The organism is Mesorhizobium sp. M0870, from assembly GCF_040319775.1.
In the GTDB taxonomy this organism is placed as follows: Bacteria; Pseudomonadota; Alphaproteobacteria; order Rhizobiales; family Rhizobiaceae; genus Mesorhizobium.
Genome location: NZ_JAMYOI010000017.1, coordinates 55,447 through 81,847 on the forward strand (window position 1 = coordinate 55,447; position 26,401 = coordinate 81,847).

Below are 26,401 nucleotides of genomic sequence, written 5' to 3' on the forward strand. Positions count from 1 at the left end.
GCCATCTGGCGCTGGGTGCTACGTCAATTCTTCAATTCTTCAATTCTCCCATTCCCCAGTTCCCCAATTCGACCTGTCATCCCACCCGCGCACGCGCCTCCAGATAGCGACTGATCGCGGCGTTGAGCTCGCCGCCGAGGATGAAGATCGCCGAGACCATGTAGAGGAAGACCACGGCGATCATGATCGAGGCCAGGCCGGCATAGGTCGTCACGTAGGACGAGAAGTGGTCGAGATAGGTGGCGAAGATGGTCGAGCCGATAAGCCATGCCGCCAGCGTGAAGACGATGCCCGGCACCAGCGAGACGAAGCGGCGCTTGCCCGCCGGCAGCCAGAAATGCACGGCAAACAATCCGCCGACGATGACCGCCGAAGCGATGACGTAACGCCACAGGGTGATGGTGCCCATATAGGGCTTGATCCAGTCGATATGGGCTTCGGCGAGCCGCGCCAGCAGCGGCGCGAACACCAGGAGCACGCTGATCGCCAGGAAACCGGCCGTGGCGATGAGAACGAAGATGATGCTCTGCACCCGGCGGTAGATGATGCCGCGCGTTTCCGAAACGCGGTAGGCGCGGTTGAGCGACGTGCGCAGCGCCTCGATGCCGTTCGACGCAAAATAGGCAGCAAGCACCACACCATAGGTCAAAAGGTCGGTGCGCCGGACGGTCAGCACATTGAGCACTTCGCGCGCGATCGGCTTGGCGATCTGTTCGGGCCAGGTGTCGAAGACCAGATGCACGGCCGTGTCGGAGAACGCCTGTGCGCCCAGGAAGCTCGCCAGCGTCGTCGCGAAGATCAGGAACGGGAACAGCGCCATCAGCGATGTGATCGCCAGATGGCTGGCCATGGCCCAGCCGTCATCGGTGTTGAAATGGCCAAGCGCGTCGTAGAGAACCCGCTTGAGGGCTACGATCTTCCGCAACAAGAACCGCGCCCTCCAATTGTCTCCACGCCGGGAATATGGGAAGGGATTGCGGCAAATGGCAACCCTTGGCGAAACCACGAACAGTCCGGCGCAGAAGGTGCGCTCGATTATCATCACCGGTGCGTCTTCGGGAATAGGCGCGTACTGCGCCCGCGCGTTGAAGGCGGAAGGCTGGCGGGTGTTCGCAACGGCGCGCAAGCCGCAGGACATCGCCGCGCTCGAAGCCGACGGCATCGAGGCCTTCTATCTCGATTATTGCGAGCCGGACTCCATCGCCGCGCTGGTGACGGCGGTGCTCGACCGCACCGGCGGCCGGCTCGACGCCCTGTTCAACAACGGCGCCTATGCGCAGCCGGGCGCCGTCGAGGATCTGCCCGTTGCGGCGCTCAAGCAGCAGTTCGAGGCGAATTTCTTCGGCTGGCATGATTTGACCCGCCGACTGGTGCCGGTGATGCGCCGCCAGGGTCAGGGCCGCATCGTCCACTGCTCGTCGATCCTTGGCCTGGTGCCGGTGCGCTTCCGCGGCGCCTATTCCGCGTCGAAGCATGCACTGGAGGCCTTGATGCTCTGCCAGCGCCAGGAACTGGCCGGCAGCGGCGTCCACGTTTCGCTGATCGAGCCGGGGCCGGTGAAGTCGAAGATCGCCAGCAATGGCCTCATTTGGTTTCTCAGCAGCATCGACCACGAAAATTCCGTGCACCGCGTGGACTATGCGGCGCAACTCGAGCGGTTGCGGGCCGGCGGCAGCCAATCGGCCTTGAAGCCAGGGCCGGAAGTCGTTCATGCGGCGCTGCGCCATGCACTTCTATCGCGGCGCCCGCGCCCGCACTATGTGGTAACAGTGCCGGCCAGGATCGGTGCGGTGCTCAAACGCATCCTGCCGGCATCGATGCTCTACCGCCTGATGGCCAAACGCGCCTGAACGCCAAACAACTGGAACGCAACAATGGCAACCGTCTTCAACATTCTCGCCATTCTGGTCATGGTCGCCGTTGCGGTCGTGCTTGTTCGTGGCCTCATCAACATGATGCGCGGCGGTTCCGGCGTCACCTCGAACAAGCTGATGCAGGCACGCGTCATGCTGCAGGCCGTGGCGCTGGTGCTGATCCTGCTTGCGGTGTATTTCACCCGCAAGTGAGGATATCGGCAGCCGGGGAGGCGAAATGGTCAAGCTCAACAAGATCTACACCCGCACCGGCGATGATGGCACCACGGGTCTCGGCACCGGCGAAAGGCGGCTGAAATCCGACCTGCGGGTAGACGCTTACGGCACCGTCGACGAGGCCAATGCCTGCATCGGCATCGCCCGGGTCCACACGGCCGCGACCCATCCCGCGATCGATGCCATGCTTTCCCGCATCCAGAACGATCTGTTCGATCTCGGCGCCGATCTCGCCGTGCCCGACGACGGCAAGCCACTCGGCTACGAGCCGCTTCGCATCGTCGCCGTGCAGACCGACCGGGTCGAGAAGGACATCGACCTTCTCAACAAGGAGCTTCAGCCGCTCAAATCCTTCGTGCTCAATGGCGGCACGCCGGCAGCGGCGGCACTTCACCTTGCCCGCACCGTGGCGCGGCGGGCCGAAAGGCTGATCGTGGCCCTTGCCCAGGACCCGAACGAGCACGTCAACCGCGACGGACTGAAATACATCAACCGCGTCTCGGATTTCCTGTTTGTCGCCGCCCGGGCGGTCAATGACAACGGAAACGCCGACGTGCTATGGGTTCCCGGCAAGAACCGCTGATTGTCGAAAGCGGAAGAGGGCCTGGGGCAATGTTCATCCCGCTTTACGACACCAACAGGCTGCGGCACATCCGCCTGCAATATGTGACCATCGGGCTGATCGTGGTCAATGCCCTGGTCTACCTTGCCACCGCGCTCGGCGGCGAGAGTTTCTCCAATGCCGCCGTGCTTGGTCTCGGCTTCATCCCGTCGGTCGTCCATGACACCGCCGAGCTCGATCCCCGTTTCATCGTCATCCCCGAAAGCCTGAGCTATCTCACCTATTCCTTCCTGCATGCAGACATCTTCCATCTCGGCGGCAACATGCTGTTCCTGTGGGTGTTCGGCGACAATGTCGAGGATGCGCTCGGCCACATCCGCTACCTCATCTTCTACCTGTTGTGCGCGATCGCCGGCGCCGCTTTCCAGGGCCTCGTCGCCTGGGATTCGCAAGTGCCGCTGATCGGTGCCTCCGGCGCCATCGCCGGCGTGGTCGTCGCCTATCTGATCCTTTATCCCAGGGTGAAGGTCTGGGTGCTGGCCTTTGCCCGCATCCCGCTGCGGATTCCGGCCTTCATCCCGCTCATCTTGTGGGTGCTGTTCCAGGTGGTGATGTTTGCCGCCGGCGGCGAGGACCAGATTTCGTGGGCCTGCCATATCGGCGGCATCATTGCCGGAGCCGTTCTTGTGCTCGTCTTGCGCAGCCGCGGCGTGCCGCTGTTTGCCGGCGCCGACGAGGACGTCGCGCCCACCGCTCCCGACCAACCCCCGGTTGCCACGGAACCGCTGATCCCCGACCCGCCCGCCGCGACACCGCGCTGGGGGCGAGGAAACGCTTCCAGTTCGGACTGAACCGATTTGAGCAGCTTGCAGCGTATTGACGTGCAGGGTTGCCGCAACTACGGAAACGTCACCGCCGCAACCTAAGGCGGGCAAAGACCAGAATTTCCATCCGGCCAGAATTCCATCCGGCCAAAATTCAGTCAGGAATGTCGGCTTTCGACAACTCGGAAAGGGCGCAGGCTGTTATAGCGCGCCCAACTAGCGTGAAGAGGTGACAGGCAAATGAAGATCCTTGTACCCGTGAAGCGGGTTGTGGATGCGAACGTCAAGGTTCGCGTGAAGGCTGATGGTTCGGCGGTGGAGCTCGCCAACGTCAAGATGGCGATGAACCCGTTTGACGAAATCGCGGTGGAAGAAGCAATCCGGCTGAAGGAAGCCGGCAAGGCCGAAGAAATCATCGTCGTCTCGATCGGCCCGCAGCAGGCGCAGGAAACACTGCGCACCGCGCTCGCCATGGGCGCCGACCGCGCCATCCTGGTCAAGACCGACGAACAGACCGAGCCGCTCGGCGTCGCCAAGGTGCTGAAAGGCGTCGTCGACGCCGAGCAGCCCGGCCTCGTCATCCTCGGCAAGCAGGCTATCGACGACGATTCCAACCAGACCGGCCAGATGCTGGCGGCACTGCTGGGCTGGGCGCAGGGCACCTTCGCCTCCAAGATCGTGCTCGACGGCGACAACGCCAAGGTGACGCGCGAGGTCGACGGCGGCCTGCAGACCGTGGAACTGAAGATGCCGGTGATCGTCACCGCCGACCTTCGCCTCAACCAGCCGCGCTATGCCTCGTTGCCCAACATCATGAAGGCCAAGAAGAAGCAGCTCGACGAGAAGACCCCGGCCGACTACGGCGCCGACGTCAAGCCGCGGCTGAAGGTCATCAAGACCGAGGAGCCGAGTGGCCGCAAGGCAGGCGTCAAGGTCAAGAGCGTCGCCGAACTGATCGACAAGCTCAAGAACGAAGCCGGCGTGCTGTAAGCGATCGGGAAAGGAACAAGAAAAATGGCTATTCTCCTCATCGCAGAACACGACAACGCAACGCTTTCCGACCAGACCGCCAAGGCGCTGTCGGCCGCCCTGCAGATCGGCTCGGACGTGCATGTGCTGGTTGCCGGCAAGGGCGCCAAGCCGGCAGCGGACGCTGCCGCCAAGCTCAAGGGCGTGAGCAAGGTGCTGCTGGCCGAAGCCGACGAACTCGCCGAGCGCCTCGCCGAGCCGACGGCAGCACTGGTTGTGTCGCTGGCGGGCGCTTACGACACCATCATCGCGCCGGCGACCTCGTCGGGCAAGAATGTCGCGCCGCGCGTGGCTGCGCTCCTCGATGTCGCGCAGGTGTCCGAGATCATCGAAGTCGTATCGGCCGACACCTTCAAGCGCCCGATCTATGCCGGCAACGCTATCCAGACGGTGCAGTCGAGCGACGCCAAGAAGGTGATCACGGTTCGCACAGCCTCGTTCCAGGCAGCCCCCGAGGGCGGCTCGGCGGCGGTCGAGACCGTCAAGGCCGCGGCCAATCCCGGCCTCTCCACCTTCGTCGAGAACAAGCTTTCCGAGACCGACCGTCCGGAGCTGACCTCGGCCAAGATCATCATCTCGGGTGGTCGTGCGCTGGGTTCGGCGGAGAAGTTCCAGGAGGTCATCCTGCCGGTCGCCGACAAGCTCGGTGCAGCCGTCGGCGCCTCCCGCGCCGCGGTCGATGCCGGCTATGCGCCGAACGACTGGCAGGTCGGCCAGACCGGCAAGGTGGTTGCCCCCGATCTTTACATCGCGGTCGGCATCTCCGGCGCCATCCAGCATCTCGCCGGCATGAAGGATTCGAAGGTCATCGTCGCCATCAACAAGGACGAGGAGGCGCCGATTTTCCAGGTTGCCGACTACGGCCTCGTCGGCGATCTCTTTGTCATTCTGCCGGAGCTGCAAAAGGCGCTTTGACGCTTTCTGCCAAAGGTATTAAATGGTGAGGGTGGGGTAGACGAAGTCGCCCCGCCCTTTTAGTTTGCACCGCACAAAAAGCAGGCCGCAAAGGCGAAAAGCAATCCAGCAAAAGTGCGCAGCGGTTTTCCCGGGAAAAGCGCGTAGCGCTTTCCCTAGGGAATTGCGGTAAAATAAAAAGGTGGAGCGCTTTCGCAGTTCAAGCGGAAGGGCTCAGGACGGGATCGGTGTAATGAGCAAGATCGAGACGATCGGCATCATCGGCGCGGGCCAGATGGGCGGCGGCATCGCCCATGTCTCCGCGCTTTCGGGCTACAAGGTGCTGATCTATGATATTTCGCCCGACCGCATCGAGAAAGGCATCGCCACAATCAGCGGCAACATGGCCCGCCAGGTGGGGTCCGGCAAGCTCGACGAGAAGGTGCGCAACGACGCGATGGGCCGCATTTCGGCCGCGCCCGCGATGGCCGATCTTGCCGGCGCGGATCTGGTGATCGAAGCGGCGACCGAGGACGAGACGGTCAAGCGCAAGATCTACGCCCAGCTCTGTCCGCAGCTCAATCCCGAAGCCATCCTGGCGACCAACACCTCGTCGATCTCGATCACGCGGCTTGCCGCGCAGACCGACCGGCCGGAGCGGTTCATCGGCATACATTTCATGAACCCGGTGCCGCTGATGAAGCTGGTCGAACTGGTGCGCGGCATCGCCACCGAGGACCAGACCTTCGAGGCGGCAAAGACCTATGTGAAGCAACTCGACAAGACGATTACGGTCTCGGAGGATTTTCCGGCCTTCATCGTCAACCGCATCCTGCTGCCGATGATCAACGAGGCGATCTACACCCTCTATGAGGGTGTCGGCTCGGTCGACGCCATCGACACCGCCATGCGGCTCGGCGCCAACCATCCGATGGGGCCGCTGCAGCTGGCCGATTTCATCGGGCTCGATACCTGCCTGTCGATCATGCAGGTGCTGCATGACGGCCTGTCGGACTCGAAGTACCGTCCTTGCCCGCTGCTGGTGAAATATGTCGAGGCCGGCTGGCTCGGCCGCAAAACCGGGCGCGGTTTTTACGATTATCGCGGCGAGCATCCCGTTCCGACGCGCTGAGCGCATCGTCGGCGCAAATCAGGGGCAAGCCTTTCGGCGGTGACAGGCTCGATCAGGAGGCCGCGGCCAGCGGCTCTGTCCGGCCATCCACGATCCGTGCGTCGGGCGCCACGGAGACACAGCCACGGCCGGCCGCCTTGGCCGCATAGCAGGCCGCATCGGCTCTCGCGATGATCTCGTCGACCTCGCCGCAATTGGCATTGATCGCAGCCAGTCCGATGCTGGCGCCGATCACGTGAGGACGGCCGTCCCAGGTGAAGTCCAGGCCGCCGATCGCATCGATGATGGAGCGCGCCGCGATCTTGGCACCGGCTGCTGAACCCGATTTCAGAATGACCGCGAATTCGTCGCCGCCGAGGCGAGCGACGATATCGTCTGGACCAAGCACGCCACGAATCGCCACGGCAACCCGCTTCAGCAGCGCGTCTCCCGCCGCGTGGCCGCCCGTGTCGTTGACCAGTTTGAAGTGGTCGAGATCGATGAACATGAACTGATGTCCGCTGGCTCCGACCGACTCTGTCGTGTCGCCGGTCGACTTCCTCGTGTCGGCGGTGCCGTCCTTGCGGGCCTGACCGACCAGGCCCTCCATGGCGCGGATGAAGCTCGAGCGATTGGCAAGGCCGGTCAGCGCGTCGTGTGCCGCGGCGTGCGCCAGTTGGCGCTGCAGCGCGCGCGCATCGGTAAAGTCCTGGAAGACGATGACCAGCCCGCAGAATTCGTTCCGTTCGTTGATGATCGGCGACACGACCTGGCGGATGCTGCAGCGCGTGTCGTCGCGCCGGATCAGGACGGCGCGGCTGTTCTGGTCGGCGGGCGCATGAACGCCAATCGCGGGCCGGGTGACGCCGATCCTGTGCCCCGTCTCCTCGTCGACCGCCCAGTAGACATGGCCAAGCATCTTGCCGAGAGCCTCGCCGCCGGCAATCCCGGTCAGCTTTTCGGCGACCGGGTTCATGAAGGTGACGCGGTTTGCGGCATCGGTGCAGATGACGGCATCGCCGATCGATTGCAGCGTCACCCTCAGCCGCTCCTTTTCATCGGCAAGCATTGCCGCCGACACAGTGAGGCGCTCTTCGGCCTCCTTGCGACGGGTGATGTCGGTCAGGCTGCCAATGGCCCTGATCAGCCGTCCATCCTCGTCGCGTTCGATAGCCTTGCCGCGGTCGAGTATCCACATCCAGTGGCCATCCTTGTGGCGCATCCTGAATTCGGCCTCAAAGAACGGTGTCTTGCCCTCGAGATGAGCGCGATCCGCTTCGGCGACAGTCTCGCGATCGTCGGGATGAATCATCGTCAGCCAGCTGTCGGTGTCGCCATCGAGCTCGCCATCCGCATAGCCCAGCATCTTGACCCAGGTCGAGGAATAGGTCGTGCCGCCCTTGCGCATGTCGAGGTCCCAGACGCCTTGGCCGGCACCAGCCAGAGCAAAATTCCAACGCGTTTCCGCTTCGGCAATGCGCGCCTCGGCCTGCTTGCGCGCGTCGATGTTCTCGATTTGGGAGACGAGATAGAGCGGACGGCCGCTGGTCTCATCGCGAATGACCGAGCCGGCAAGATGGGCCCAGACGGGCGTTCCGTCCTTCCTGAGATAGCGCTTCTCGAAGTGGAAGGAATTGACCGTGCCCGCCTTCAGATCGTCCATCGTCTCCCGCCCGATCTGCAGATCGTCGGGATGCGTGATCTGGAAGAAAGTCAGCGCCTCGATCTCTTCGCTTGTGTAGCCAAGCATGGCGGCGAAGGCCGGATTGGTCTGGCGGATGCGACCGTCGAGACCGACAACCACGATGCCGATCGCCGAATCCTCCATGGCGCGGCGGAAGCGCAGTTCGCTCTCGGCAATCTGCTGGCGATGCCTGCTGATCCTGCGTATGGACAGGGCGGCGAGGAACAGCGCGCCCACCGCCATCGCCACCGCGATCTGCAGGCAGAGCTTCAACGCTTCGGTGCCGAGGTCCAGGCGCGAAAGCAGGATCGAGGTCGCCAGCACGCCCAAGCCGGCGACGAGCAACGCCAACCCTGCATGCCCAAGAGATTCTCGGCTGGTCAATCCTCGCCACATCACGATACGTGCCACCCCCGTGCGCAAACGCATGTTCTCGCATCAACCTTGGCGGATCGTTTTTAAGGAAAGGTTGCGTCCGGCATGCCGGCGTGGTCGCCAACCGGCAAACAATTGCCGGCATGATTAAGGATCGGTGCACGGGTCCGCGATCGTTACGAAACGCTACCAGCGTATGAAAAACCGTCCGCCGAGCGCACCGAGCAATGCGAGCGCTGCGATCGCTATCGTGTACCAGGGGGCGACGAAAAGCGGCGAGTCGTCGAAGCAGTGCGCGGCATAGAAGGTTGCCGCCAGCCCGCCGGCGAGCAGGCCCGCCACCGCACCGGCAAGCACCGGCCGTGTCGGCGCGCCATAGCGCAGCATCCACAGGAAGACGGCAAGCGGGCCAATACCGATCAGCGGGATGAAGCCCATGCAGAGCATCATGTTGTTGCCGACCATCCGTGTACCCCACAGCGCCTCCGGCACCATGAAAAGCTCCAGAAGCACCGCCACGGCTACCAGCACTGGCGCCGCGGCCATCCAGGCCATTGCCCGGCCCGTCGAGGCACCCGGTGTCGACAAGGCGCGGATCAGGGCGAAGGCGCTGACGGCAAGCACGATGGTGAAGACGAATTTGGAGAGGAAGCGCATCGTGTGCGCGGCCGCCATGAAGTCTGGGCGCGGGCCGATGGTCAGCAGGAAAACGATGGCCGCGATCACCGCCCCCGCACCGGCGGCCAGCCACCAGGCCGATTGCAGCGGCATCGCCTTGCTGCTTGCATCGGCGTCCAGCGCCCTGATGAGATCGTCCGTCCTCATGTCATTCCCGCCCGAACCGCCCCTGCCCGAATCGCTTGGCTATCGCGGCAAGTCCGCGATGCAGCGACACACGCACCGCCGTCTCGCTGATGCCGAACTTCGCCGCCGTCTCACCGATGGACCGCCCTTCCACCGACACGGCCGAGACCACGGAGCGCTGTGCCGGCGACAGGCTGTCCAATGCCCGGTTGATGTCTCGCTCGCTGACGGTCTCGGTTTCCGGCTCGGCGAACGTCTCGGCGATATCGTCGACATCGATCTCGATGCGCCGTCCGCGCCGCCGGAACGCATCGATCAGCTTGAAGCGGGCGATCGCGTAGATCCACGGCAACACCGGCGCATCCTGGCGCCAAGTATGTCGTTTTACATGAATGGCCAGCAAGGTTTCCTGCACGACATCCTCGGGATCGACCCCGCCCTGCACGATCTTGCGCCTGGCAAAACCGCGAACCAGCGCGGCAATCCGGTGCAGAAAGTCGGCGTAAGCCCTTTCATCTCCTGCGATCGCGGCCCGCATCAGCCGGGAAAGTTCGGCCTCGTCCTTGCCGCTCACAAGAGTTCACTCCCCCGAATTTCGCGTCTCGGCGCTGATTTGTTACGTGGCCGGCGAAATAATGTCCAAGCCAAACTGTCGGCAAATCACGAAAGTTTGCTGCACACTGCGCGCCGATCGCCAGTGCGATATTGCCCCGCGCTCTTGTTCTTGAACTCAAGGCTTGGCGCCGAACATGGCATCCCGGAAAGACCTGAAGCCCTTTCGAACGGTCAGCTTCATTCGTCTGCGACGGTACTTGTTTCTCAGGCGGCCCAAGATCTGGAGATGTGTCTCATCGATATCCGGAGTGGATAGGGGATCGTTAGCATATGGCAGCTGTGCCAAGGCATCTGCATGCATGTTGGCGTAAGGCAACGAATCATATCTGTCGAAGGGTGTGGGAGGGTCGTTCAATACAGTGGGATTGGTGTTGATCTCGAAAACCTGGATGCGACCATCGACAATGGTGTAGTCGATCCTGCCATATGAGATCCCCGCCTTCTCGAAAATCGGCATCAGCTCTACCGCATGCGGATTGTCGCGCACAAAGGCGGTATGCTCGACCCGATGTTGCCCCGACATACCGCCTCCCTGTACCTTTATGAACCACTCCTTGCTGGCGAAGCAGTGTTGCGCATAACTGCGCTCGCCGATCCGATATGCCGAGTATTTTCGGTAGCTGCCATCGGCACCAGCCTTTGCTCCAAACTCCACCACCATGGGGCGAACAAAATTCATCGTACCCAGGTTCGAGAGCGCCTCGCCGAGTTCCGCCGGCGATTGCAACAGCGGCGGCACTTTATAAGCGGCGCCCGTCTCGTCACGCAGAAACACAGGAAAACGCATTCCCGCCGGCAGAATTTCGGGTCTGTATACATTGAAATCATTGATGCCGTCCGCGAACAGCATACGCAATAGATCGAAACGCTGAAGGCTTTTTCGCGGATGGTTGAGTTGAAACAGATCAGGCTGCTGCGACTCCATTCGCTGGCTGAGATTGGAGCATGCTTCAATCTCTGCTTCGCTCAGTCGGTCCAAATCCGTCCAAAGAACGGTGCCTCTGGAAATCTCAAGCAGATGCGCCCGTTCGTCATAGGGGACAAAGCGCACAGAATCCTGCAAATCAGTTCGAAAATAGAGTAGCAGGCTTGCCAGGGTATAGGCATGCAAGCGATGGCAAACATAGAAGATCATGAGACAACCCGCCCCTACTCATGCACCCATCAACAGCTGGTATCAGAAAATTATCGATTCGATATCGCAACTACGAGCGGCCTTTCGACGATGAAGATGATCGTAGTTCAACAACTTGTGGCAGACGACGTTCCGGGCATGGCCGCGATGGAGGCCGCAGCCTGGGGACGACTCGGTGCCAGCGAAAAAACAATTCACCACCGGCTTTCGCTCGGGCATACAATGATCCTGGCCATGGTTGAGAACCTTGTTGCCGGCGCGATCTGCTTCGTGGAAACCAGCCAAGATCCGCACGATACGGGAAGGTTCCCCAAGACCTTCTCCGCCTACTCTTCGCTTGTCAGGAGCCAACCTGCACGGTCACTCTACGTTTACAATCTTGGTGTGCGACCCGAATTCCGCGGCACCGACATGGCACGCCGCCTGTTGTCGCAAATGTCTGACCATGGCCGGCAGGTCGGTGCGCGTTGGTTGGTCGGCGACGGACGTTGCCCGTCCTACGCGGGAGCACAGGACGAGTTGCCCGACAAGGTTCGGCCGGATCCGGAATTTCGTCGGACCATCGACGATTGGCACCGGACCGGTGTCATGCCTTCGGTGGAATCCATAACGAGGGATCCGCTACTGCGGTTCTATAACCGTGTTCTCCGGTGCGAATTTCTACATCTCGCGTCCGATTTTCTACCTGAAGACATGAGTTCCGGCGGATTTCGCGTTATCTTTGCTGTCGATCTTGCCCGATGACAGATCAAGCTGATCTATTTGACCCCATTGCCCATGGCAGCGATGCGTTTCCCGAATTCGCCCGTCGTCGGAGTTCAGGAGGCGCCAGTTGGGGCAAACCTCCTTATCCCGAGGTCGGTGAAGCCTTCTACGTGTTCAGCCATGCGCTTGTTTCCCAGGCCTTGAAACACCCGCTGTTGCTGCAGGCACCGCCGGGCGCCTATCAGGAGGTCAGGCAAAAGATCAGCGCCAATCCGGCCCTGGACCTGTTGACCCGTTCCATGCTGCTGTCCGACCCGCCGCGGCACATGCGCCTGCGCCGCCCATTGGCTGGTTCGCTAAGCTTTTCCTCCAGCAACGGGCTGTTCGACCGGCTTGCGGCCAAAGCGTCGGAACTTACGCAGGCAGCTGTACAAAAACCGGAGTTCGACGCGGTTCGTGATATAGGCCTGCCGCTATCGTTTTCAGGCCTGGAACAGATCCTTGGTATCGACATGGACGATCCCTGGCGGATTGGCGCCGACGCACAGCTTATGGCCAACGCCCTGGAAATAAGGGCCGGCGGCGTAGACGAAGACGCAAACGATGCCTGCCGCCGATTGGAGGCATGGGTATCCAGCGTGATAGAACACGGTACTGTGCGCCCAAACGGTATTTCAGCTCAGATGCTTGCCGAAGTCGAGGCTGGCCGCTGGCTGAGAGACGATGTCATTGCAAACATCGTATTCCTGCTCTTTGCCGGGCAGGCGACAGTCGTCGATACCTTCGGCAATGCGCTGGTCGCGCTTGCACGCTTCCCAGAACAGCTTTCGCTGCTTGAAGATGGGAAAGTCAGTTGGTTTTCAGCAGCCGAAGAGCTGCTCCGTTTTTGCGCTCCGGTTCACTATGCCGGAGCGCGTATCGCCGCGGAAGATTTGCAGTTTGGTGGCGCAACCATAAAAGCCGGGCAGGCCGTCGTACCCGTGCTGGCGAGCGCCAATCGAGACATTTCTGTTTTTCCGGCGGGCGACCGGTTGGATTTGGGTTCCGGCATTTCGTCGGCCCTTGCCTTTGGCACCGGACTGCATGCCTGTCTGGGTCAACACGTCGCCCGGTTAGAAATGGCTGTACTGCTGGAGGCCTTGTTCACGCAGGCCAAAGGCTGGTGCTTGGATCTTCCCAGGGTCGTCAGGCGGCATTCGGTGCTTTTCCACGGTCTGCAAGCCGCCCCATTCATCCGGTCGGCCTATCAACCATCGGGTTGAATTCGGCACGCCATTCGCGTCACTTCATCACTTGGAATTGTGAGCCCGATATCAAGCGTTTGTGCTTCAGCGGCCGATTGAAGCAGATCACCAATGTTGACTAAGGCTGTCAGGTATCGGTAGGTGAGCCGGTGCCAACCGAACTTTAGGACAATGACATGAAATACGCTCTTTCCACCCTCGCCGGCGCCACCGCGCTGGCAATCATGCTGATCGCCAGCCCGTCGATGGCGGAAGATGATGGCATCATTGTCTACAACGCCCAGCACGAAAGCCTGACCAAGGCGTGGGCCGAAGGCTTCACCAAGGAGACCGGCATCAAGGTCACCGTGCGCAATGGCGGCGACAGCGACTTCTCCAACCAGATCGTCGCTGAGGGCACTGCTTCGCCGGCCGACGTGTTCCTGACGGAAAACTCGCCGGCCATGGTGCTGGTCGAGACGGCCGGCCTGTTCGCGCCGGTCGACGCCGACACGTTGGCACAGGTTCCCCAGGACTATCAGCCGGCCAGCGGCAAATGGGTCGGCGTCGCAGCGCGCAGCACGGTCTTTGCCTATAACAAGACCAAGCTGACCGCCGACCAGTTGCCCAAGTCGATGCTCGACCTCGCCGATCCGAGCTGGAAGGGCCGTTGGGCCGCCTCCCCGTCAGGCGCCGATTTCCAGGCCATCGTCAGTGCCCTGCTCCAGCTCAAGGGCGAAGCCGCTACCGCCGACTGGCTGAAGGCGATGAAAACCAACTTCACCGCCTATAAGGGCAACAGCACGGTGATGAAGGCGGTCAATGCCGGCGAGATCGAAGGCGGCGTGATCTATCACTATTACTACTTCGGCGATCAGGCCAAGACCGGCGAAAACAGCAAGAATGTCGAGCTGCACTATTTCAAGAACCAGGATCCGGGCGCGTTCGTCTCGATCTCCGGCGGCGGTGTGCTGGCCTCGAGCAAGCATCCGAAGGAAGCCCAGGCCTTCCTGAAATGGCTGACAGGCAAGGGCGGCCAGGACGTGCTGAAGACCGGCGATTCCTTCGAATACGCGGTCGGCAAGGGTGCGGAGTCCAACCCGAAGCTGGTGCCGCTCGTCGATCTGCAGGCACCAAAGGTCGACGCCACGACGCTGAACTCCAAGAAGGTCACCGACCTGATGACGGCAGCCGGCTTGCTTTAGTTGCCATTCGTCCTAAAAGGACACCCGACCACGCTCCCGCGGGAATTCGCCTTCCGCGGGAGTGATTTTGTTTTTCGAGATGGCATTCGTCGATGACGACACGCTGTGTTCCCGACCGTGATCGCGGTCTTTCAATTGCTGCCGCTGGACGGCAGCGGCACGGCGTCTGACCTGATGCAGTCCGCGGTTGATCTCGCGCGCTCGGGCCTGCCTTCGGGCACAGGCCGAAGGGCCCGGCGCCGAGCCCCGCTTTGGCTGGTCATTGCCGCCATCTTCGTTGCGCTGCTGGCGCTGGTGCCGCTCGCCTTCATCATCTGGATCGCGGTGCAGACCGGCTGGGAAACCGTCTCGGCGCTGGTCTTCCGGCCGCGTGTCGGCGAGCTTCTGGTCAACACTGTCCTGCTGGTCGCGCTCTCCGTGCCGATCACCATCGTGCTGTCGGTTGCGCTGGCCTGGCTGACCGAGCGCAGCGACCTGCCGGGCGCCCGGCTCTGGGCCTGGCTCTGCGTGGCGCCGCTTGCCATCCCGGCTTTCGTGCACAGCTATGCCTGGGTCACCATGGTGCCGGGACTGCACGGCCTGTGGGCCGGCGTGCTGGTTTCCGTGATCGCCTATTTCCCGTTCCTGTATCTGCCGGTGTCGGCGGCATTGCGCCGTCTCGATCCCGCCCTCGAGGACGCTGCCGCCGCACTCGGCCTTGGACCCCGGCGCGTGTTCTGGCGGGTCGTGCTGCCGCAATTGCGGCTCGCCATCTGCGGCGGCTCGCTGCTGGTCGGCCTGCATCTGCTGGCCGAGTACGGCCTCTATGTCTTCATCCGCTTCGACACCTTCACCACGGCGATCGTCGACCAATTCCAGTCGACCTTCAACGGACCGGCCGCCAACATGCTGGCCGGCGTGCTGGTCAGTTGCTGCTTCGTGCTGCTCGGCCTCGAAGTGCTGGTGCGCGGCGAGGAGCGCTATGCCCGCGTCGGCTCAGGTGCGGCGCGCCATCAGCAACGCACGAGCCTCGGACGCGCCACCATCCCGAGCCTGCTCTTGCTTGTCGTCACCACGCTTTTGGCGCTCGGCGTGCCGTTCGTCACCATCGGTGGCTGGCTTGCCGCCGGCGGCGCCGCTGTCTGGCGCCTGAACGAGATCGGCCTGGCGCTTGGCCAGACGCTGTTCCTGGCGCTCGCCGGCGCCTTGCTGGCCACGGTCGCCGCCATGCCGATGGCCTGGATCTCGATCCGCGCGCCGGGGCCGTTGCAGCGCCTGCTGGAGGGCTGCAACTATATTGTCGGCTCGTTGCCGGGGGTTGTCATTGCGCTGGCGCTGGTCACCATCACGGTGCGCATCGCGCTGCCGCTCTACCAGACCCTGTTCACCATCCTGGTGGCCTATGCGCTGATGTTCCTGCCGCGCGCGCTGGTCAGCCTGCGGGCGTCGATCGCGCAGGCGCCGGTCGAGCTCGAACGCGCCGCTTCCAGCCTCGGCCGGCCGCCGCTGCAGGCGCTGTGGTCGACGACGATCCGCCTGTCGGCGCCGGGTGCCGCGGCCGGGATGGCGCTGGTGGCGCTCGGCATCATGAACGAACTGACCGCCACCCAGATGCTGGCGCCCAACGGCACCCGCACGCTGGCCATGGCGTTCTGGTCCTACAGCGGCGAGATTGATTATGCCTCCGCGGCACCTTACGCCTTCATCATGGTGGCGATGTCGCTGCCCTTGACCTGGCTGCTCTATGTCCAGTCGAAACGGATGGCCGGACGATGAGCTTTCTCGAAATCAGCGGCCTGCACAAGCACTACGGTCCGGTGGCCGCTCTTGCCGGCGTCGACCTGAGCGTCGCCAGTGGTAGCCGCACGGCGATTGTCGGTCCGTCCGGCTGCGGCAAGACGACCTTGCTGCGGCTGATCGCCGGCTTCGAGGCCCCGGACCAGGGCCGCATCACGCTCGATGGCGAGGTGCTGGCCAATGGCGGCGCGGCGGTACCAGCGCATCGCCGCGGCATCGGCGTGGTGGCGCAGGATGGTGCCCTGTTTCCGCATCTGACCATTGGCGACAATATCGGTTTCGGCATGGGTCGCGGCGAGGACAAGCGCACTGAGCGCATCGTCGAGCTCGCCTATATCGTCGGCCTCGACAAGGCGATCCTCAAACGCCGCCCGCACGAACTCTCCGGCGGCCAGCAGCAGCGTGTGGCATTGGCCCGCGCCATGGCGATGAAGCCCAGGCTGATGCTTCTGGACGAGCCGTTCTCGGCGCTCGATACCGGCCTGCGCGCCTCGATGCGCAAGGCGGTAGCCGAGCTGCTGGAAGCCGCCGGCATCACCACCATCCTGGTGACGCACGACCAGGCCGAGGCGCTGTCCTTCGCCAGCCAGGTCGCGGTGATGCGCGACGGCAAGTTCTCGCAAATCGGCACGCCGCGCGAGCTCTATCTCAAGCCGAAGGACAGGATGATCGCCGAATTCCTGGGCGACGCCATCATCCTGCCGGCCAAGATATCGAATGGCTTCGCCAACTCGCCGCTCGGCCGCATCGCGGTCGACACCAATGACAGCCGCGATATCGCCCGCATCATGCTTCGCCCGGAGCAGATCGCGCTGAAGAGAACGTCGCGCGAGGGCATGTCCGGCACCTCGGACATGCTGTTCGGCGAAGTGACGGAATCGGAATTCGCCGGCTCGATGTGCACGGTCGCGGTGCGGCTCTTGAACAATGCCGATCCGCCCGATGCGGCAGCGATCGGCAACACGCCGCTGGTCCTGCGCAAACCGGGCATGGACGCGCCGGCGGTCGGCGAGATCGTCCGGCTGACCGTATCGGGAAAGGCGCATGTCTTCGCCTGAACGCCGTATGCGGTTAACCGACGCGCTTTCCTGCCTGATCGAACCAGTGCAGCTTTTCTGCCTTGGCAACCACGCGCAATTGGTTGCCAACCGTGGCGGTGGCGCGACCCGCGACACGCACGACGATGCGGTTGCCGCCTGCCGCACAGTGAAGGAAACTTTCGGCGCCTACCGGTTCGACTGCCTCGACCAGCGCCGGCAGAACGAGCGCGCCGGACGGCGCCTCCGCATTGAAGGTGACGTCGGCATCCTCGGGCCGAAAACCGAGGGTCGCAGCTCTTGCCTCCCGAGGCGCGAAAGCGATCGCCGTGCCGTCTGCGAGCACCGCGCCCGAGGCGCCTTCGGTCAGTGCCAGGAGATTCATCGGCGGCGCGCCGATGAAGGAAGCGACGAAGGTCGAGGCCGGTCTTTCGTAGACGTCGAGCGGCGCCCCCATCTGCTCGACCAGTCCGGCATTCATGACGACGAGAATGTCGGCCAACGTCATCGCCTCGAGCTGGTCATGCGTGACATAGACCGACGTGACGCCAAGCGAGCGTTGCAGGTTCTTTATCTCGACCCGCATCTGGCCACGCAATTTGGCATCGAGATTGGAGAGCGGCTCGTCGAACAGGAAAACCCTCGGGTTGCGCACAATGGCACGACCCATGGCGACACGCTGGCGCTGGCCGCCGGAAAGCTCCCGCGGGCGGCGGTCGAGCAGCGCCGAAAGTTCCAGTATTTTCGCCGTCGCGCGAACCCGGCTGTCGATCTCGTCCTTCGGCGTGCCGCGGTTGCGCAGCCCATAGGCCATATTGTCGTAGACTTTCATATGCGGATAGAGCGCATAGTTCTGGAACACCATGGCGATGTCACGCTCGGTCGGACCGACTGAGTTTACGATCTTGCCATCGATCGCAACTGTTCCCGAGGAGATGGTTTCGAGCCCGGCGATCATTCTGAGCAGCGTGGACTTGCCGCAGCCCGATGGGCCGACCAGCACGCAAAGCTCCTTGTCGGGAACTGCGATTGAAACGCCCTTCACGGCCTCGAAACCGCTGGGGTAGACCTTCTTCACATCCTTCAGATCGACGGTCGCCATCAGCTTCTCACTTTTCGGAATCGACCAGGCCGCGAACGAACCAGCGTTGCATCAGCACCACGACCAGGATCGGCGGCACGATGGCCAGCATCGCTGTGACCATGACCAGGTTCCATTGCGTATCGGCATCGGCGAAGGAGACCATCTTTCTGAGCGCGATGACGATCGTGTTCATGTTGCTGCTGTTGGTGACGAGCAACGGCCATAGATACTGCGTCCAGCCATAAATGAAGAGGATGACGAACAGCGCCGCGATATTTGTCCGCGACAACGGCAACAGGATATCGAAGAAGAAGCGCCACGGCCCCGCACCGTCGACACGCGCCGCCTCCACCAGCTCACCTGGAATGGTCATGAAAAACTGTCGAAACAGCAATGTGGCGGTGGCCGAGGCGATCAGCGGGATGATCAAGCCGGCATAGGTGTCGATCATGCCGAGATCGACCATCACCTTGTAGGTCGGCAGGATGCGCACCTCGACGGGAAGCATCAGGGTGATGAAGATCAGCCAGAAGAAGACCATGCGCAGCGGAAAACGGAAGAACACGATCGCATAGGCCGACAGGATCGAGATGAAAATCTTCCCCACCGCGATGCCGAGCGCCATGACCGTGGTGTTGAGCAGCAATCGACCGACGCTGACGCCGCCGATGCGACCGACACCGCCGAACAGCGCTTCGGCGTAATTGTTCCAGAACTGATCGCCGGGCAGGAGCGGCAATGGCGGCCTGAGGATCGTTTGCAGCGTCTGCGTCGAGGCAACGAATGTGTAGTAGATCGGGAAGGCGACGATCAGTATGCCGAGGATCAGCACGACGTGGGCGATGACGGTGCGGAGCGGTGACTGGCCGATCATCGCTCGCCCTCAGCCGTAATGGACTTTGCGTTCCACGTAGCGGAACTGGATGGCCGTGAGCGAGATGACGATGACCATCAGGATGACCGACTGCGCCGCCGAGTCACCGAGGATCAGATTGACGAAGCCGTCATTGTAGACCTTGTAGACCAGCGTCTCAGTCGTCTTGCCCGGACCGCCCCCGGTGACGGCATGGACGATGCCGAAGGTGTCGAACAGGGCATAGACGGTGTTGACGACCAGCAGGAAGAAGGTCGTCGGCGCAAGCAGCGGGAAGACGATGGTCCAGAATCGCTTGGTCTCGCCGGCGCCGTCCATGGCCGCCGCCTCGATCAAGGCTTTCGGCACCGCCTGCAGGCCGGCGACGAAGAACAGGAAATTGTAGCTGATCTGCTTCCAGGCAGCGGCGGACACCAGCAGGATCATGGCGTGGGTGCCGTTGAGCAGTGGATCCCAGGCGATGCCGAGACTCCTCAGCATGTAGGCCAGCGACCCGATCGACGGGTTGAAGAGGAACAGCCACAGCATACCGGCGATCGCCGGCGCCACTGCGTAGGGCCAGATCAGGAGCGTGCGGTAAAGACCTTTGCCGCGCACCACCTTCTCTGCCATGACCGCAAGCAGGAGCGCCACGCACATGGCGACGATAGCGGTCGCAAGGGAAAACACCACCGTGACCTTGATCGAGTTCAGGTAGGCCGGATCGGCAAGCACTTTCCTGAAATTGGCGAACCAGACGAACTTGGTCCTCAGTCCGAACGGGTCCTGCCTGAGCATGGATTGGTAGAACGCCTGACCGGCCGGCCAGTAGAAAAACACGAGCGTGATGGCCAGTTGCGGCGCCACCAGCAGGTAGGGAAGGATCTTGTTGGGAAACACGACGCGAGGGGTCATGGAGCCACTCCGAGGTGATGGGGCGGGCGGCACGATGTGGCACCCCTCTTCGCCAAGATGGCTTTGACGAGCGTTTCGGCGTTGGCATCATCGACCATTGGCGAAATCGCAAGGGACGGCAAAACTCCCCTCGCCGAGGGGAGACGCCTGGCAGGACAGGTGGGTGCGCCGTAGAGCAAGGACCTGCGCTCGCTCTAATTCCCCAGCGCTTCCTTGATCGCCGCATTGCCACGCGTAACCGCGTTGTCGAGCGCCTGCTGCGCGGTTTGCTGGCCGGCGAGCATCTTCTCGAACTCCTCGTTCTGGATATCGCGCACCTGCGGCAGGTTCGGCAGACGTACGCCCTTGGAATTGTCGGTCGGCGCCTTACCCGTCATCTGCAGGATCGGGGTCTCGCGACCGACGTTCTTGTCATAGAAACCGGACTTCTTGGTCGCTTCATAAGCCGCCAGCGTCACCGGCAGATAACCCGACTTATGGTGCAGGTATTCTTGCACCTCGGTCTTCGACAGGTAGGCGAAGAAGGCCGCGACGCCCTTGTATTCCTCGTCGGATTTATCAGCGAAAACCCACAGGCTGGCGCCACCCGGCGTCGTGTTCTGCGGCGCGCCCTTGGCGTCGCTGTCATAGGGCAATTGGCCGATGCCGTAATTCATGCCGGACTTGACGATATCGCCAAGTCCGCCGGAGGATTCGGTCATGATCCCGCATTCGCCCGCAAGGAATATCTGCTTGGCTTCCGAGGTGCGGCCGCCATATTTGAAGGTGCCGTCCTTGGCGAGGTCCGCGAGCGCTTGGAAATGGTTGACGAAAATCGGCGCATTGATCTTGAGCTCGACATCGCCGCCGGCCAGACCGTTCTGCTGGGTGGCCCATGACACGTCATTCCAGGCCGCGAAATTCTCCAGATGGATCCAGGTCAGCCAGGTCGAGGTGTAGCCGCAGGCGGCCGCGCCGCTCGCCTTGATCTTCTTGGCGTCTTCCCACACCTCATTCCAGGTCTTGGGTGGGCTGTCGACGTCGAGACCAGCCTTCTTGAAGATATCCTTGTTGTAATAAAGGATCGGCGAGGAGGAGTTGTAGGGGAAGGAGAGCATGGTGCCGTCCGGCTTCGAATAATAGCCGACTATGCCTGGCAGATACTGGCTCTTGTCGAAGGTCATTCCAGCGCTGGTCAACACATCGGCTGCCGGCTTGATTGCGCCTTCGGCTGCCATCATCACGCCGGTGCCGACGTCGAACACCTGCATGATATCGGGCGCCTGGCCCGCGCGGTAGGCGGCGATGCCGGCATTCAGCGTCTCGGGATACGTGCCTTTGAACACCGGAACGAGTTCATAGTCGCTCTGGCTGGCATTGAAATCTTTGGAGATCTTGTCGACAACTTCGGCATTGGCGCCAGTCATGGCGTGCCACCAACTGATCTGCGTGACAGCAAAAGCGGAGGTTGAGGAAAGCAGCATAAAGGTGGCGGCAACACCGGCCGCGAAGCCGAAGGACTTCATGTTTCATCTCCCGTTTGTCATTGGCGAAAGGGGCACTCCCGCAAAGGCAATATGTGTCGCTCGTGACAATCAGACAACGGTTTTGTTGCAGATCGACGAACTTCACCCTTTACCTCACGCCACCCTCGCCTCCGCTTTGAGACATGGAAAGCCACACGGTTAGCCGGCTTAGCGCGACGACAAGCGCACCAGGAACTACCATCGGAACTGCCAAGCTGGCTTCGGCGTGTCAGCCCTGATTGCAGCCGCCGCAACCCGAAGAGACACGCCAAGGTTGCAGGCGACTTTATCGATCCCTCAACGGCAACGCGCTACTCAATCCTGCTGCCCTGTTTATTTCCAAAGATCAGGTGAAATAAAATGCTGACGGTCTACAATTGTATCGTCAACGAACACGATCTGAGACTGGTCGCACTTGCCGCGCTGATCTGCGGAATTTCCTGTTTCTCTGCCGTCAACCTGCTTCATCACATAAGCCGCTCCACCGATCGGAACCGGCTTGCCTGGCTGATGATCGCGGCCACTTCGACCGGCTTCGGCATCTGGGCAACGCACTTCATCGCCATGCTCGCATTCACACCGGGCATACCCAGTGCTTACGATCCCGCACTCTCCGTGCTTTCGCTCGCTGCTTCGGTCACTCTGACGGCAGCCGGCATGTGGATCGCCACCTTGCGGAATGAGTTCGATTATCATCTCGTCGGCGGCGCCGTGCTGGGCGGCGGTATCGCGGCCATGCACTACATTGGTATGGCGGCGTTCGAGGTTCAGGGCCGCATCGAGTGGAACCTGTTGCTTGTCGCCGTTTCCCTTCTGGCCGGCGTAACGCTCGCGGCGCTGGCGCTGCGTGTCGTGCAGCGCCGCCCCTCCCTGAAGGCGACATCCGGCGGCGCGGTGCTGCTGACGCTGGCAATCTGCACCCTGCATTTCATCGGCATGGGTGCCGTCTCGATCTTCCCCGATCCCTCGATCGTCATATCCGAATACACGATCGAGCCGACCTCGCAGGCTTTCGCCGCCGCCGCCGCCACATTGGTGATTCTGGTCCTGTCGGCATCGGCGCTGTATATCGATCTGCGCTTCCGTCGCCAGAAGCTCGAGGTCGACCGCATGCACGGCCTGGCCAATGCCGCCGTGGAGGGGCTGATCGTCTGCGACGGCAACCGCATCATCAGTGCCAATGACAGCATGGCGACATTGACGGGCATCGCAACAGCGACGCTGAACGGAATGCAGCTTGGCGATCTCTTCGGATCCGACATGTCAGGCTTCGGCGAACAGCCGCAGGAGGCCGAATTGAGCGGCCGCGATGGCACGAGCATTCCTGTCGAGCTGATCGCCAGGAGCATCGACTACTGTGGCAAACCGCACAACGTGGTCGCGGTCCGCGACATTCGCGAGCGCAAGAAGGCGGAACAGGAGATCCTGCGGCTTGCCCATTTCGATCCATTGACCGGACTGGCCAATCGCCGCAGCTTTTCCGGCCGGCTGGAGACGGAAATTGCTGCGATGGGCCGGACCAGGAAAGGCGGCCAGCTTGCGCTTCTGCTGCTCGATCTCGACCGGTTCAAGGAGGTCAACGACCTGTATGGGCACGGCGCGGGCGACGCCATGCTGCAGAAGGTTGCGCATTGCGTTACCGGCATTCTTCGCCAAGGACAGATGGTGGCGCGACTGGGCGGCGATGAGTTCGCCATCATCGCGCCGAACCTGACCGACCCGTTGGAGGCGGGCCGTATCGCCGACGCGGTGCTGACCGCCATGCGCGAGGAAAACCGGCTTTCTGTCGGCGGCGGCCTTGTGTCGGCCAGCATCGGCATAGCGCTGTATCCATCGGATGCCGAGAACCAGGCCAGCCTGATAAGCCACGCCGATACGGCACTCTACCGGGCCAAGACCGAAGGCAAGGACACCTACCGTTATTTCGAAGCTTCGATGGGGGCCGAGGCCCGCGACAAGCGCGTGATGGAGCACGAGCTGCGCCAGGCGGTCGCACGCCAGGAGTTCTACCTCGTCTACCAGCCGCAGAAAGAGATCAGCAGCGGAAAGATGGTCGGTTTCGAAGCGCTGGTCCGGTGGCGGCATCCGACGCGCGGCGACGTGTCGCCGAGCATATTCATCCCGATCGCCGAAGACAGCGGCGCCATTGGCCAGATTGGCGAATGGGTGCTGACGGCCGCCTGCGAGGAAGCCGCCCGCTGGGAAAATCCGCTGACGGTGGCCGTCAACGTTTCGGCGGTGCAGCTCCACAACACGAATTTCAGCCGCAAGGTCCACGAAACCTTGCTGAATTCCGGCCTGGCGCCCGGCAGGCTCGAGCTTGAGATCACCGAGACGGCGCTTGTTAAGGACATGCCGCGGGCACTGGCCACCTTGCGGCAGGTCAAGGCGCTGGGCGTGCGGGTCGCCATGGACGATTTTGGAACAGGCTATTCCTCGCTCTCCAACCTTCGCGCCTTCCCCTTCGACAAGATCAAGATCGATGGCTCCTTCATCAAGTCCGTCGACAAGAACGGCCAGGTCGCGGCGATCGTGCGCGCCGTCCTGGGACTTGGACGCGGTCTCGGCCTGCCGGTTCTGGCGGAAGGTGTCGAGACGCTCGGCGAACTGAAATTCCTGGACGCCGAAGCCTGCGAGATCGGCCAGGGCTATTACATCGGCAGGCCAGCTCTCATCGAGGAATTCGGCGAGCTGACCGGTGTCGTCGCACCCGCTGTCGGCAGCAAACCCGCCACCTTGCGCGACAGAAGCGTTCTGGCCTTCGCACCCGCGCCTGTCCTCAATAGGGCTTAAAAACTCTCGGGCTTGAGTGCCGTCTCGATCAGCCGCCTGGCGTCCGGCCCCGACCATTCGGCCGGGCCGTTCATATGGGCGATCAGGCAGCCTTCGCCGTCGATCAGCATGGTAACGGGAAGGCCTAGCGCCAGGCCGCGCTTCTTGAGGTCGTTGAACAGCGCCATCGTCGAATCCCGGTAATAATCGAGCGTCGTGACGCCGGTATCGCTGAGGAACTTCTTCGGCTTCACATCGTCGCCGGCATCGACATTGACGGCGACCACTTCAAAGGAGTCGCTGCCCTTTTCCTTCTGCAGCGCATCGAGCGCCGGCATTTCGGCACGGCACGGCGCGCACCATGTCGCCCACAGATTGAGCAGCACCGTCTTGCCGGCATGATCGGCAAGCGTCATCGGCTTGCCGTCCGGGCCATTGAAGGCAAGGCTCTTCAGGGATTGTGGCGGATCGGCCGGCAAAAGTGCCGCAACCTCACCGGTGGCCGACGCCGCGATTTTCTTGGCGCGGTCGCTCTTGGCCGCGCAGCCGACATCGTCCTTGCTCTCATCCACGGCAGCTTGTGCCGGTGCATTGTTGCCAGACCGGCTCTCGCTGACATATACCGCGACCGCGCCCGCCAGCGCGCCCGCCACCAAGGCGGCGAGGATCAGGCGCGGGGCCGGGAAGAATCTACTACCGTCTGCCATTTTCTCAAAACTGCTCCGAAGCACGGGTTATAGCCATGAGCGACAAGAAAACCAGCAACCAGATGTGGGGCGGACGTTTTGCCTCGGGTCCGGCCGCGATCATGGAAGCGATCAACGCGTCTATCTCCTTCGACCGCAAGCTTTATGCGCAGGACATCAAAGGCTCGATCGCCCATAGCGAGATGCTGGCGCAAACGGGCATTATTTCGGCGGCCGACCAAGAAAAAATCGCAGACGGGCTGAACACGATCCTGAAAGAGATCGAGGCCGGCAGCTTCGAGTTCTCGCCACGGCTCGAAGACATCCACATGAACATCGAAGCGCGCCTTGCCGATCTGATTGGCCCGGCGGCCGGCCGCCTGCACACCGCACGCTCGCGCAACGACCAGGTCGCGGTCGATCTGAGGCTGTGGGTCAAGGAGGAGTGCTTTCGCGTCGCCGGGGCGTTGAAGGGGTTGATCGAGGCGCTGCTGGAGCGGGCCGAGGAGCATGCGGCGACCGTGATGCCGGGCTTCACCCATATGCAGGCGGCCCAGCCGGTGACCTTCGGCCATCATTGCATGGCCTATGTCGAGATGTTTTCTCGCGACCTGTCGCGCGCGCGCGATGCGATCGAACGGATGGACGAAAGCCCGCTCGGTGCCGCAGCCCTCGCCGGCACCAGCTTCCCGATCGACCGTCACCGGACCGCCAAGGCGCTCGGCTTCCGCGAGCCGATGCGCAATTCGCTGGACAGCGTCTCGGATCGCGATTTCGCGCTCGAGTTCCTCGCTCTTGCCGCGATCTGCGCCACGCATCTGTCACGGCTGGCTGAAGAGATCATCATCTGGTCGACGCCGCAATTCGGCTTTGTCAGGCTGTCGGACTCGTTTTCCACCGGCTCATCGATCATGCCGCAGAAGAAGAACCCCGATGCAGCCGAACTGGTGCGCGGCAAGACCGGCCGCGTCACCGGTCATCTGGTCGGCCTGCTGACGGTGATGAAGGGCATGCCTTTGACCTATGGCAAGGACATGCAGGAAGACAAGGAATCGGTGTTCGACGCCGCCGAGACGCTCGATCTGATGCTGGCGGCGATGACCGGCATGGTCTCGGACATGACGGTCAACGCTGCCGCGATGAAGAAGGCCGCCGGCTCCGGCCACGCGACAGCAACCGACCTTGCCGACTGGCTGGTGCGCACGCTCGGCCTGCCGTTCCGCGAAGCGCATCATGTCACCGGCCGGGCGGTGGCGCTGGCCGAAGACAAGAAGGTGGGGCTGGAGAGGCTTTCACTGGAGGATTTGCAGTCGATCAATTCCGGCATAACGGCCGACATATTTTCGGTGCTGGCGGTGCAGAACTCGGTCAAGAGCCGCATCAGTTTCGGCGGCACCGCGCCGTCGGAAGTGAGGAAGCAGATCCGCGCCTGGAAAAAGCGGCTGGCGAAAGCGTAATGCCGGATATTGCGAGCAGTAATATCCCGGATATTGCGACGGGCAATATCTCGGGGTGCA

At 62.3% G+C, this 26,401-nt stretch carries 24 protein-coding genes; 14 read left to right on the top strand and 10 right to left on the bottom strand.

The window, feature by feature from the left end; all coding sequences use genetic code 11:
* Positions 1-76: 76 nt before the first annotated feature.
* The gene (locus tag NKH97_RS20695; RefSeq protein ID WP_013529430.1) at positions 77-928 is read right to left on the bottom strand and encodes a YihY/virulence factor BrkB family protein; all 852 of its coding nucleotides are present in this window, start codon (positions 926-928) and stop codon (positions 77-79) included.
* 55 nt (positions 929-983) lie between these two features.
* Between NKH97_RS20695 and NKH97_RS20700 the strand changes: the two genes are divergently transcribed.
* From NKH97_RS20700 to NKH97_RS20730, 7 genes are all read left to right on the top strand, one after another.
* Positions 984-1,850, top strand: coding sequence for an SDR family oxidoreductase (locus NKH97_RS20700; protein ID WP_081734841.1), 867 nt, complete (start codon positions 984-986; stop codon positions 1,848-1,850).
* A gap of 24 nt (positions 1,851-1,874) precedes the next feature.
* Positions 1,875-2,066, top strand: a complete 192-nt coding sequence (locus tag NKH97_RS20705) for a twin transmembrane helix small protein (RefSeq protein WP_013529428.1) — start codon at positions 1,875-1,877, stop codon at positions 2,064-2,066.
* A gap of 25 nt (positions 2,067-2,091) precedes the next feature.
* Positions 2,092-2,673: a cob(I)yrinic acid a,c-diamide adenosyltransferase gene (locus tag NKH97_RS20710; protein WP_023811132.1), complete on the top strand. Its 582-nt coding sequence runs from the start codon at positions 2,092-2,094 to the stop codon at positions 2,671-2,673.
* Between the two features lie 29 nt (positions 2,674-2,702).
* Positions 2,703-3,503 carry a rhomboid family intramembrane serine protease gene (locus NKH97_RS20715; protein WP_023811131.1) on the top strand — a complete coding sequence of 267 codons (801 nt, stop codon included), beginning with the start codon at positions 2,703-2,705 and terminating at the stop codon, positions 3,501-3,503.
* A 213-nt stretch (positions 3,504-3,716) separates the two neighbouring features.
* Positions 3,717-4,466 carry an electron transfer flavoprotein subunit beta/FixA family protein gene (locus NKH97_RS20720; RefSeq protein ID WP_023811130.1) on the top strand — a complete coding sequence of 250 codons (750 nt, stop codon included), beginning with the start codon at positions 3,717-3,719 and terminating at the stop codon, positions 4,464-4,466.
* 24 nt (positions 4,467-4,490) lie between these two features.
* Complete coding sequence (locus NKH97_RS20725; protein ID WP_128304638.1) at positions 4,491-5,420, top strand: electron transfer flavoprotein subunit alpha/FixB family protein; 930 nt, start codon at positions 4,491-4,493, stop codon at positions 5,418-5,420.
* A gap of 232 nt (positions 5,421-5,652) precedes the next feature.
* Positions 5,653-6,531, top strand: a complete 879-nt coding sequence (locus NKH97_RS20730) for a 3-hydroxybutyryl-CoA dehydrogenase (protein WP_013529423.1) — start codon at positions 5,653-5,655, stop codon at positions 6,529-6,531.
* 52 nt (positions 6,532-6,583) lie between these two features.
* Here the strand turns inward: NKH97_RS20730 and NKH97_RS20735 are convergent, their stop codons facing one another.
* The 4 genes from NKH97_RS20735 to NKH97_RS20750 all read right to left on the bottom strand — a co-directional run bounded on the left by NKH97_RS20735 (position 6,584) and on the right by NKH97_RS20750 (position 11,123).
* A complete protein-coding gene (locus tag NKH97_RS20735; RefSeq protein WP_352441717.1) occupies positions 6,584-8,545 on the bottom strand; it encodes a PAS domain S-box protein in 1,962 nt (653 codons plus the stop codon).
* A gap of 210 nt (positions 8,546-8,755) precedes the next feature.
* Positions 8,756-9,394 (bottom strand): NrsF family protein, encoded by a 639-nt coding sequence (locus NKH97_RS20740; protein ID WP_352798682.1) that lies wholly within the window; start codon positions 9,392-9,394, stop codon positions 8,756-8,758.
* A gap of 1 nt (position 9,395) precedes the next feature.
* Positions 9,396-9,947, bottom strand: coding sequence for a sigma-70 family RNA polymerase sigma factor (locus NKH97_RS20745; RefSeq protein WP_127379999.1), 552 nt, complete (start codon positions 9,945-9,947; stop codon positions 9,396-9,398).
* 156 nt (positions 9,948-10,103) lie between these two features.
* Positions 10,104-11,123 carry a hypothetical protein gene (locus NKH97_RS20750; RefSeq protein WP_352441719.1) on the bottom strand — a complete coding sequence of 340 codons (1,020 nt, stop codon included), beginning with the start codon at positions 11,121-11,123 and terminating at the stop codon, positions 10,104-10,106.
* 90 nt (positions 11,124-11,213) lie between these two features.
* Between NKH97_RS20750 and NKH97_RS20755 the strand changes: the two genes are divergently transcribed.
* The 5 genes from NKH97_RS20755 to NKH97_RS20775 all read left to right on the top strand — a co-directional run bounded on the left by NKH97_RS20755 (position 11,214) and on the right by NKH97_RS20775 (position 17,090).
* On the top strand, positions 11,214-11,867 hold the full coding sequence (locus NKH97_RS20755; protein WP_352441720.1) for a hypothetical protein: 654 nt from the start codon (positions 11,214-11,216) through the stop codon (positions 11,865-11,867).
* Entirely contained in the window at positions 11,864-13,090 is a 1,227-nt protein-coding gene (locus tag NKH97_RS20760) for a cytochrome P450 (RefSeq protein WP_352441721.1), read from the top strand. The genes NKH97_RS20755 and NKH97_RS20760 overlap by 4 nt, the downstream gene beginning before the upstream one ends.
* A gap of 158 nt (positions 13,091-13,248) precedes the next feature.
* Positions 13,249-14,256 carry an iron ABC transporter substrate-binding protein gene (locus NKH97_RS20765; RefSeq protein WP_023811123.1) on the top strand — a complete coding sequence of 336 codons (1,008 nt, stop codon included), beginning with the start codon at positions 13,249-13,251 and terminating at the stop codon, positions 14,254-14,256.
* A gap of 174 nt (positions 14,257-14,430) precedes the next feature.
* Positions 14,431-16,011, top strand: coding sequence for an ABC transporter permease (locus tag NKH97_RS20770; RefSeq protein WP_023811122.1), 1,581 nt, complete (start codon positions 14,431-14,433; stop codon positions 16,009-16,011).
* Positions 16,008-17,090 carry an ABC transporter ATP-binding protein gene (locus NKH97_RS20775; protein WP_352441722.1) on the top strand — a complete coding sequence of 361 codons (1,083 nt, stop codon included), beginning with the start codon at positions 16,008-16,010 and terminating at the stop codon, positions 17,088-17,090. Before NKH97_RS20770 ends, NKH97_RS20775 begins: the two co-directional genes overlap by 4 nt.
* A gap of 13 nt (positions 17,091-17,103) precedes the next feature.
* Here NKH97_RS20775 and NKH97_RS20780 read toward each other — a convergent pair whose 3' ends face one another.
* The 4 genes from NKH97_RS20780 to ugpB all read right to left on the bottom strand — a co-directional run bounded on the left by NKH97_RS20780 (position 17,104) and on the right by ugpB (position 21,426).
* Complete coding sequence (locus tag NKH97_RS20780) at positions 17,104-18,171, bottom strand: sn-glycerol-3-phosphate import ATP-binding protein UgpC (protein ID WP_023811120.1); 1,068 nt, start codon at positions 18,169-18,171, stop codon at positions 17,104-17,106.
* A gap of 7 nt (positions 18,172-18,178) precedes the next feature.
* Positions 18,179-19,027 carry a sn-glycerol-3-phosphate ABC transporter permease UgpE gene (ugpE, locus tag NKH97_RS20785; RefSeq protein WP_128304646.1) on the bottom strand — a complete coding sequence of 283 codons (849 nt, stop codon included), beginning with the start codon at positions 19,025-19,027 and terminating at the stop codon, positions 18,179-18,181.
* 9 nt (positions 19,028-19,036) lie between these two features.
* Positions 19,037-19,921: a sn-glycerol-3-phosphate ABC transporter permease UgpA gene (gene ugpA / locus NKH97_RS20790; RefSeq protein WP_352441723.1), complete on the bottom strand. Its 885-nt coding sequence runs from the start codon at positions 19,919-19,921 to the stop codon at positions 19,037-19,039.
* Positions 19,922-20,115: 194 nt separating this feature from the next.
* Positions 20,116-21,426, bottom strand: a complete 1,311-nt coding sequence (gene ugpB, locus NKH97_RS20795; RefSeq protein ID WP_352798688.1) for a sn-glycerol-3-phosphate ABC transporter substrate-binding protein UgpB — start codon at positions 21,424-21,426, stop codon at positions 20,116-20,118.
* A 360-nt stretch (positions 21,427-21,786) separates the two neighbouring features.
* On the opposite strand from ugpB, the gene NKH97_RS20800 reads away from it, so the two are divergent.
* Positions 21,787-24,219: an EAL domain-containing protein gene (locus NKH97_RS20800; protein ID WP_352441724.1), complete on the top strand. Its 2,433-nt coding sequence runs from the start codon at positions 21,787-21,789 to the stop codon at positions 24,217-24,219.
* Here NKH97_RS20800 and tlpA read toward each other — a convergent pair.
* Positions 24,216-24,905 (bottom strand): thiol:disulfide interchange protein TlpA, encoded by a 690-nt coding sequence (gene tlpA, locus NKH97_RS20805; protein WP_352441725.1) that lies wholly within the window; start codon positions 24,903-24,905, stop codon positions 24,216-24,218. The genes NKH97_RS20800 and tlpA overlap by 4 nt on opposite strands.
* 35 nt (positions 24,906-24,940) lie before the next feature.
* Here tlpA and argH point away from each other — a divergent pair, with 35 nt between their 5' ends.
* The gene (gene argH, locus NKH97_RS20810; RefSeq protein WP_352441726.1) at positions 24,941-26,341 is read left to right on the top strand and encodes an argininosuccinate lyase; all 1,401 of its coding nucleotides are present in this window, start codon (positions 24,941-24,943) and stop codon (positions 26,339-26,341) included.
* Positions 26,342-26,401 lie beyond the last annotated feature (60 nt).

Bases quoted from the DNA above. Each gene is read 5' to 3' on its own strand.
- NKH97_RS20700 (WP_081734841.1), top strand. From the start codon at position 984: ATGGCAACCCTTGGCGAAACCACGAACAGTCCGGCGCAGAAGGTGCGC.
- NKH97_RS20705 (WP_013529428.1), top strand. From the start codon at position 1,875: ATGGCAACCGTCTTCAACATTCTCGCCATTCTGGTCATGGTCGCCGTT.
- NKH97_RS20710 (WP_023811132.1), top strand. From the start codon at position 2,092: ATGGTCAAGCTCAACAAGATCTACACCCGCACCGGCGATGATGGCACC.
- NKH97_RS20715 (WP_023811131.1), top strand. From the start codon at position 2,703: ATGTTCATCCCGCTTTACGACACCAACAGGCTGCGGCACATCCGCCTG.
- NKH97_RS20720 (WP_023811130.1), top strand. From the start codon at position 3,717: ATGAAGATCCTTGTACCCGTGAAGCGGGTTGTGGATGCGAACGTCAAG.
- NKH97_RS20725 (WP_128304638.1), top strand. From the start codon at position 4,491: ATGGCTATTCTCCTCATCGCAGAACACGACAACGCAACGCTTTCCGAC.
- NKH97_RS20730 (WP_013529423.1), top strand. From the start codon at position 5,653: ATGAGCAAGATCGAGACGATCGGCATCATCGGCGCGGGCCAGATGGGC.
- NKH97_RS20740 (WP_352798682.1), bottom strand. From the start codon at position 9,394: ATGAGGACGGACGATCTCATCAGGGCGCTGGACGCCGATGCAAGCAGC.
- NKH97_RS20750 (WP_352441719.1), bottom strand. From the start codon at position 11,123: ATGATCTTCTATGTTTGCCATCGCTTGCATGCCTATACCCTGGCAAGC.
- NKH97_RS20755 (WP_352441720.1), top strand. From the start codon at position 11,214: ATGAAGATGATCGTAGTTCAACAACTTGTGGCAGACGACGTTCCGGGC.
- NKH97_RS20760 (WP_352441721.1), top strand. From the start codon at position 11,864: ATGACAGATCAAGCTGATCTATTTGACCCCATTGCCCATGGCAGCGAT.
- NKH97_RS20765 (WP_023811123.1), top strand. From the start codon at position 13,249: ATGAAATACGCTCTTTCCACCCTCGCCGGCGCCACCGCGCTGGCAATC.
- NKH97_RS20770 (WP_023811122.1), top strand. From the start codon at position 14,431: ATGCAGTCCGCGGTTGATCTCGCGCGCTCGGGCCTGCCTTCGGGCACA.
- NKH97_RS20775 (WP_352441722.1), top strand. From the start codon at position 16,008: ATGAGCTTTCTCGAAATCAGCGGCCTGCACAAGCACTACGGTCCGGTG.
- NKH97_RS20780 (WP_023811120.1), bottom strand. From the start codon at position 18,171: ATGGCGACCGTCGATCTGAAGGATGTGAAGAAGGTCTACCCCAGCGGT.
- ugpE (WP_128304646.1), bottom strand. From the start codon at position 19,027: ATGATCGGCCAGTCACCGCTCCGCACCGTCATCGCCCACGTCGTGCTG.
- ugpA (WP_352441723.1), bottom strand. From the start codon at position 19,921: ATGACCCCTCGCGTCGTGTTTCCCAACAAGATCCTTCCCTACCTGCTG.
- ugpB (WP_352798688.1), bottom strand. From the start codon at position 21,426: ATGAAGTCCTTCGGCTTCGCGGCCGGTGTTGCCGCCACCTTTATGCTG.
- NKH97_RS20800 (WP_352441724.1), top strand. From the start codon at position 21,787: ATGCTGACGGTCTACAATTGTATCGTCAACGAACACGATCTGAGACTG.
- tlpA (WP_352441725.1), bottom strand. From the start codon at position 24,905: ATGGCAGACGGTAGTAGATTCTTCCCGGCCCCGCGCCTGATCCTCGCC.
- argH (WP_352441726.1), top strand. From the start codon at position 24,941: ATGAGCGACAAGAAAACCAGCAACCAGATGTGGGGCGGACGTTTTGCC.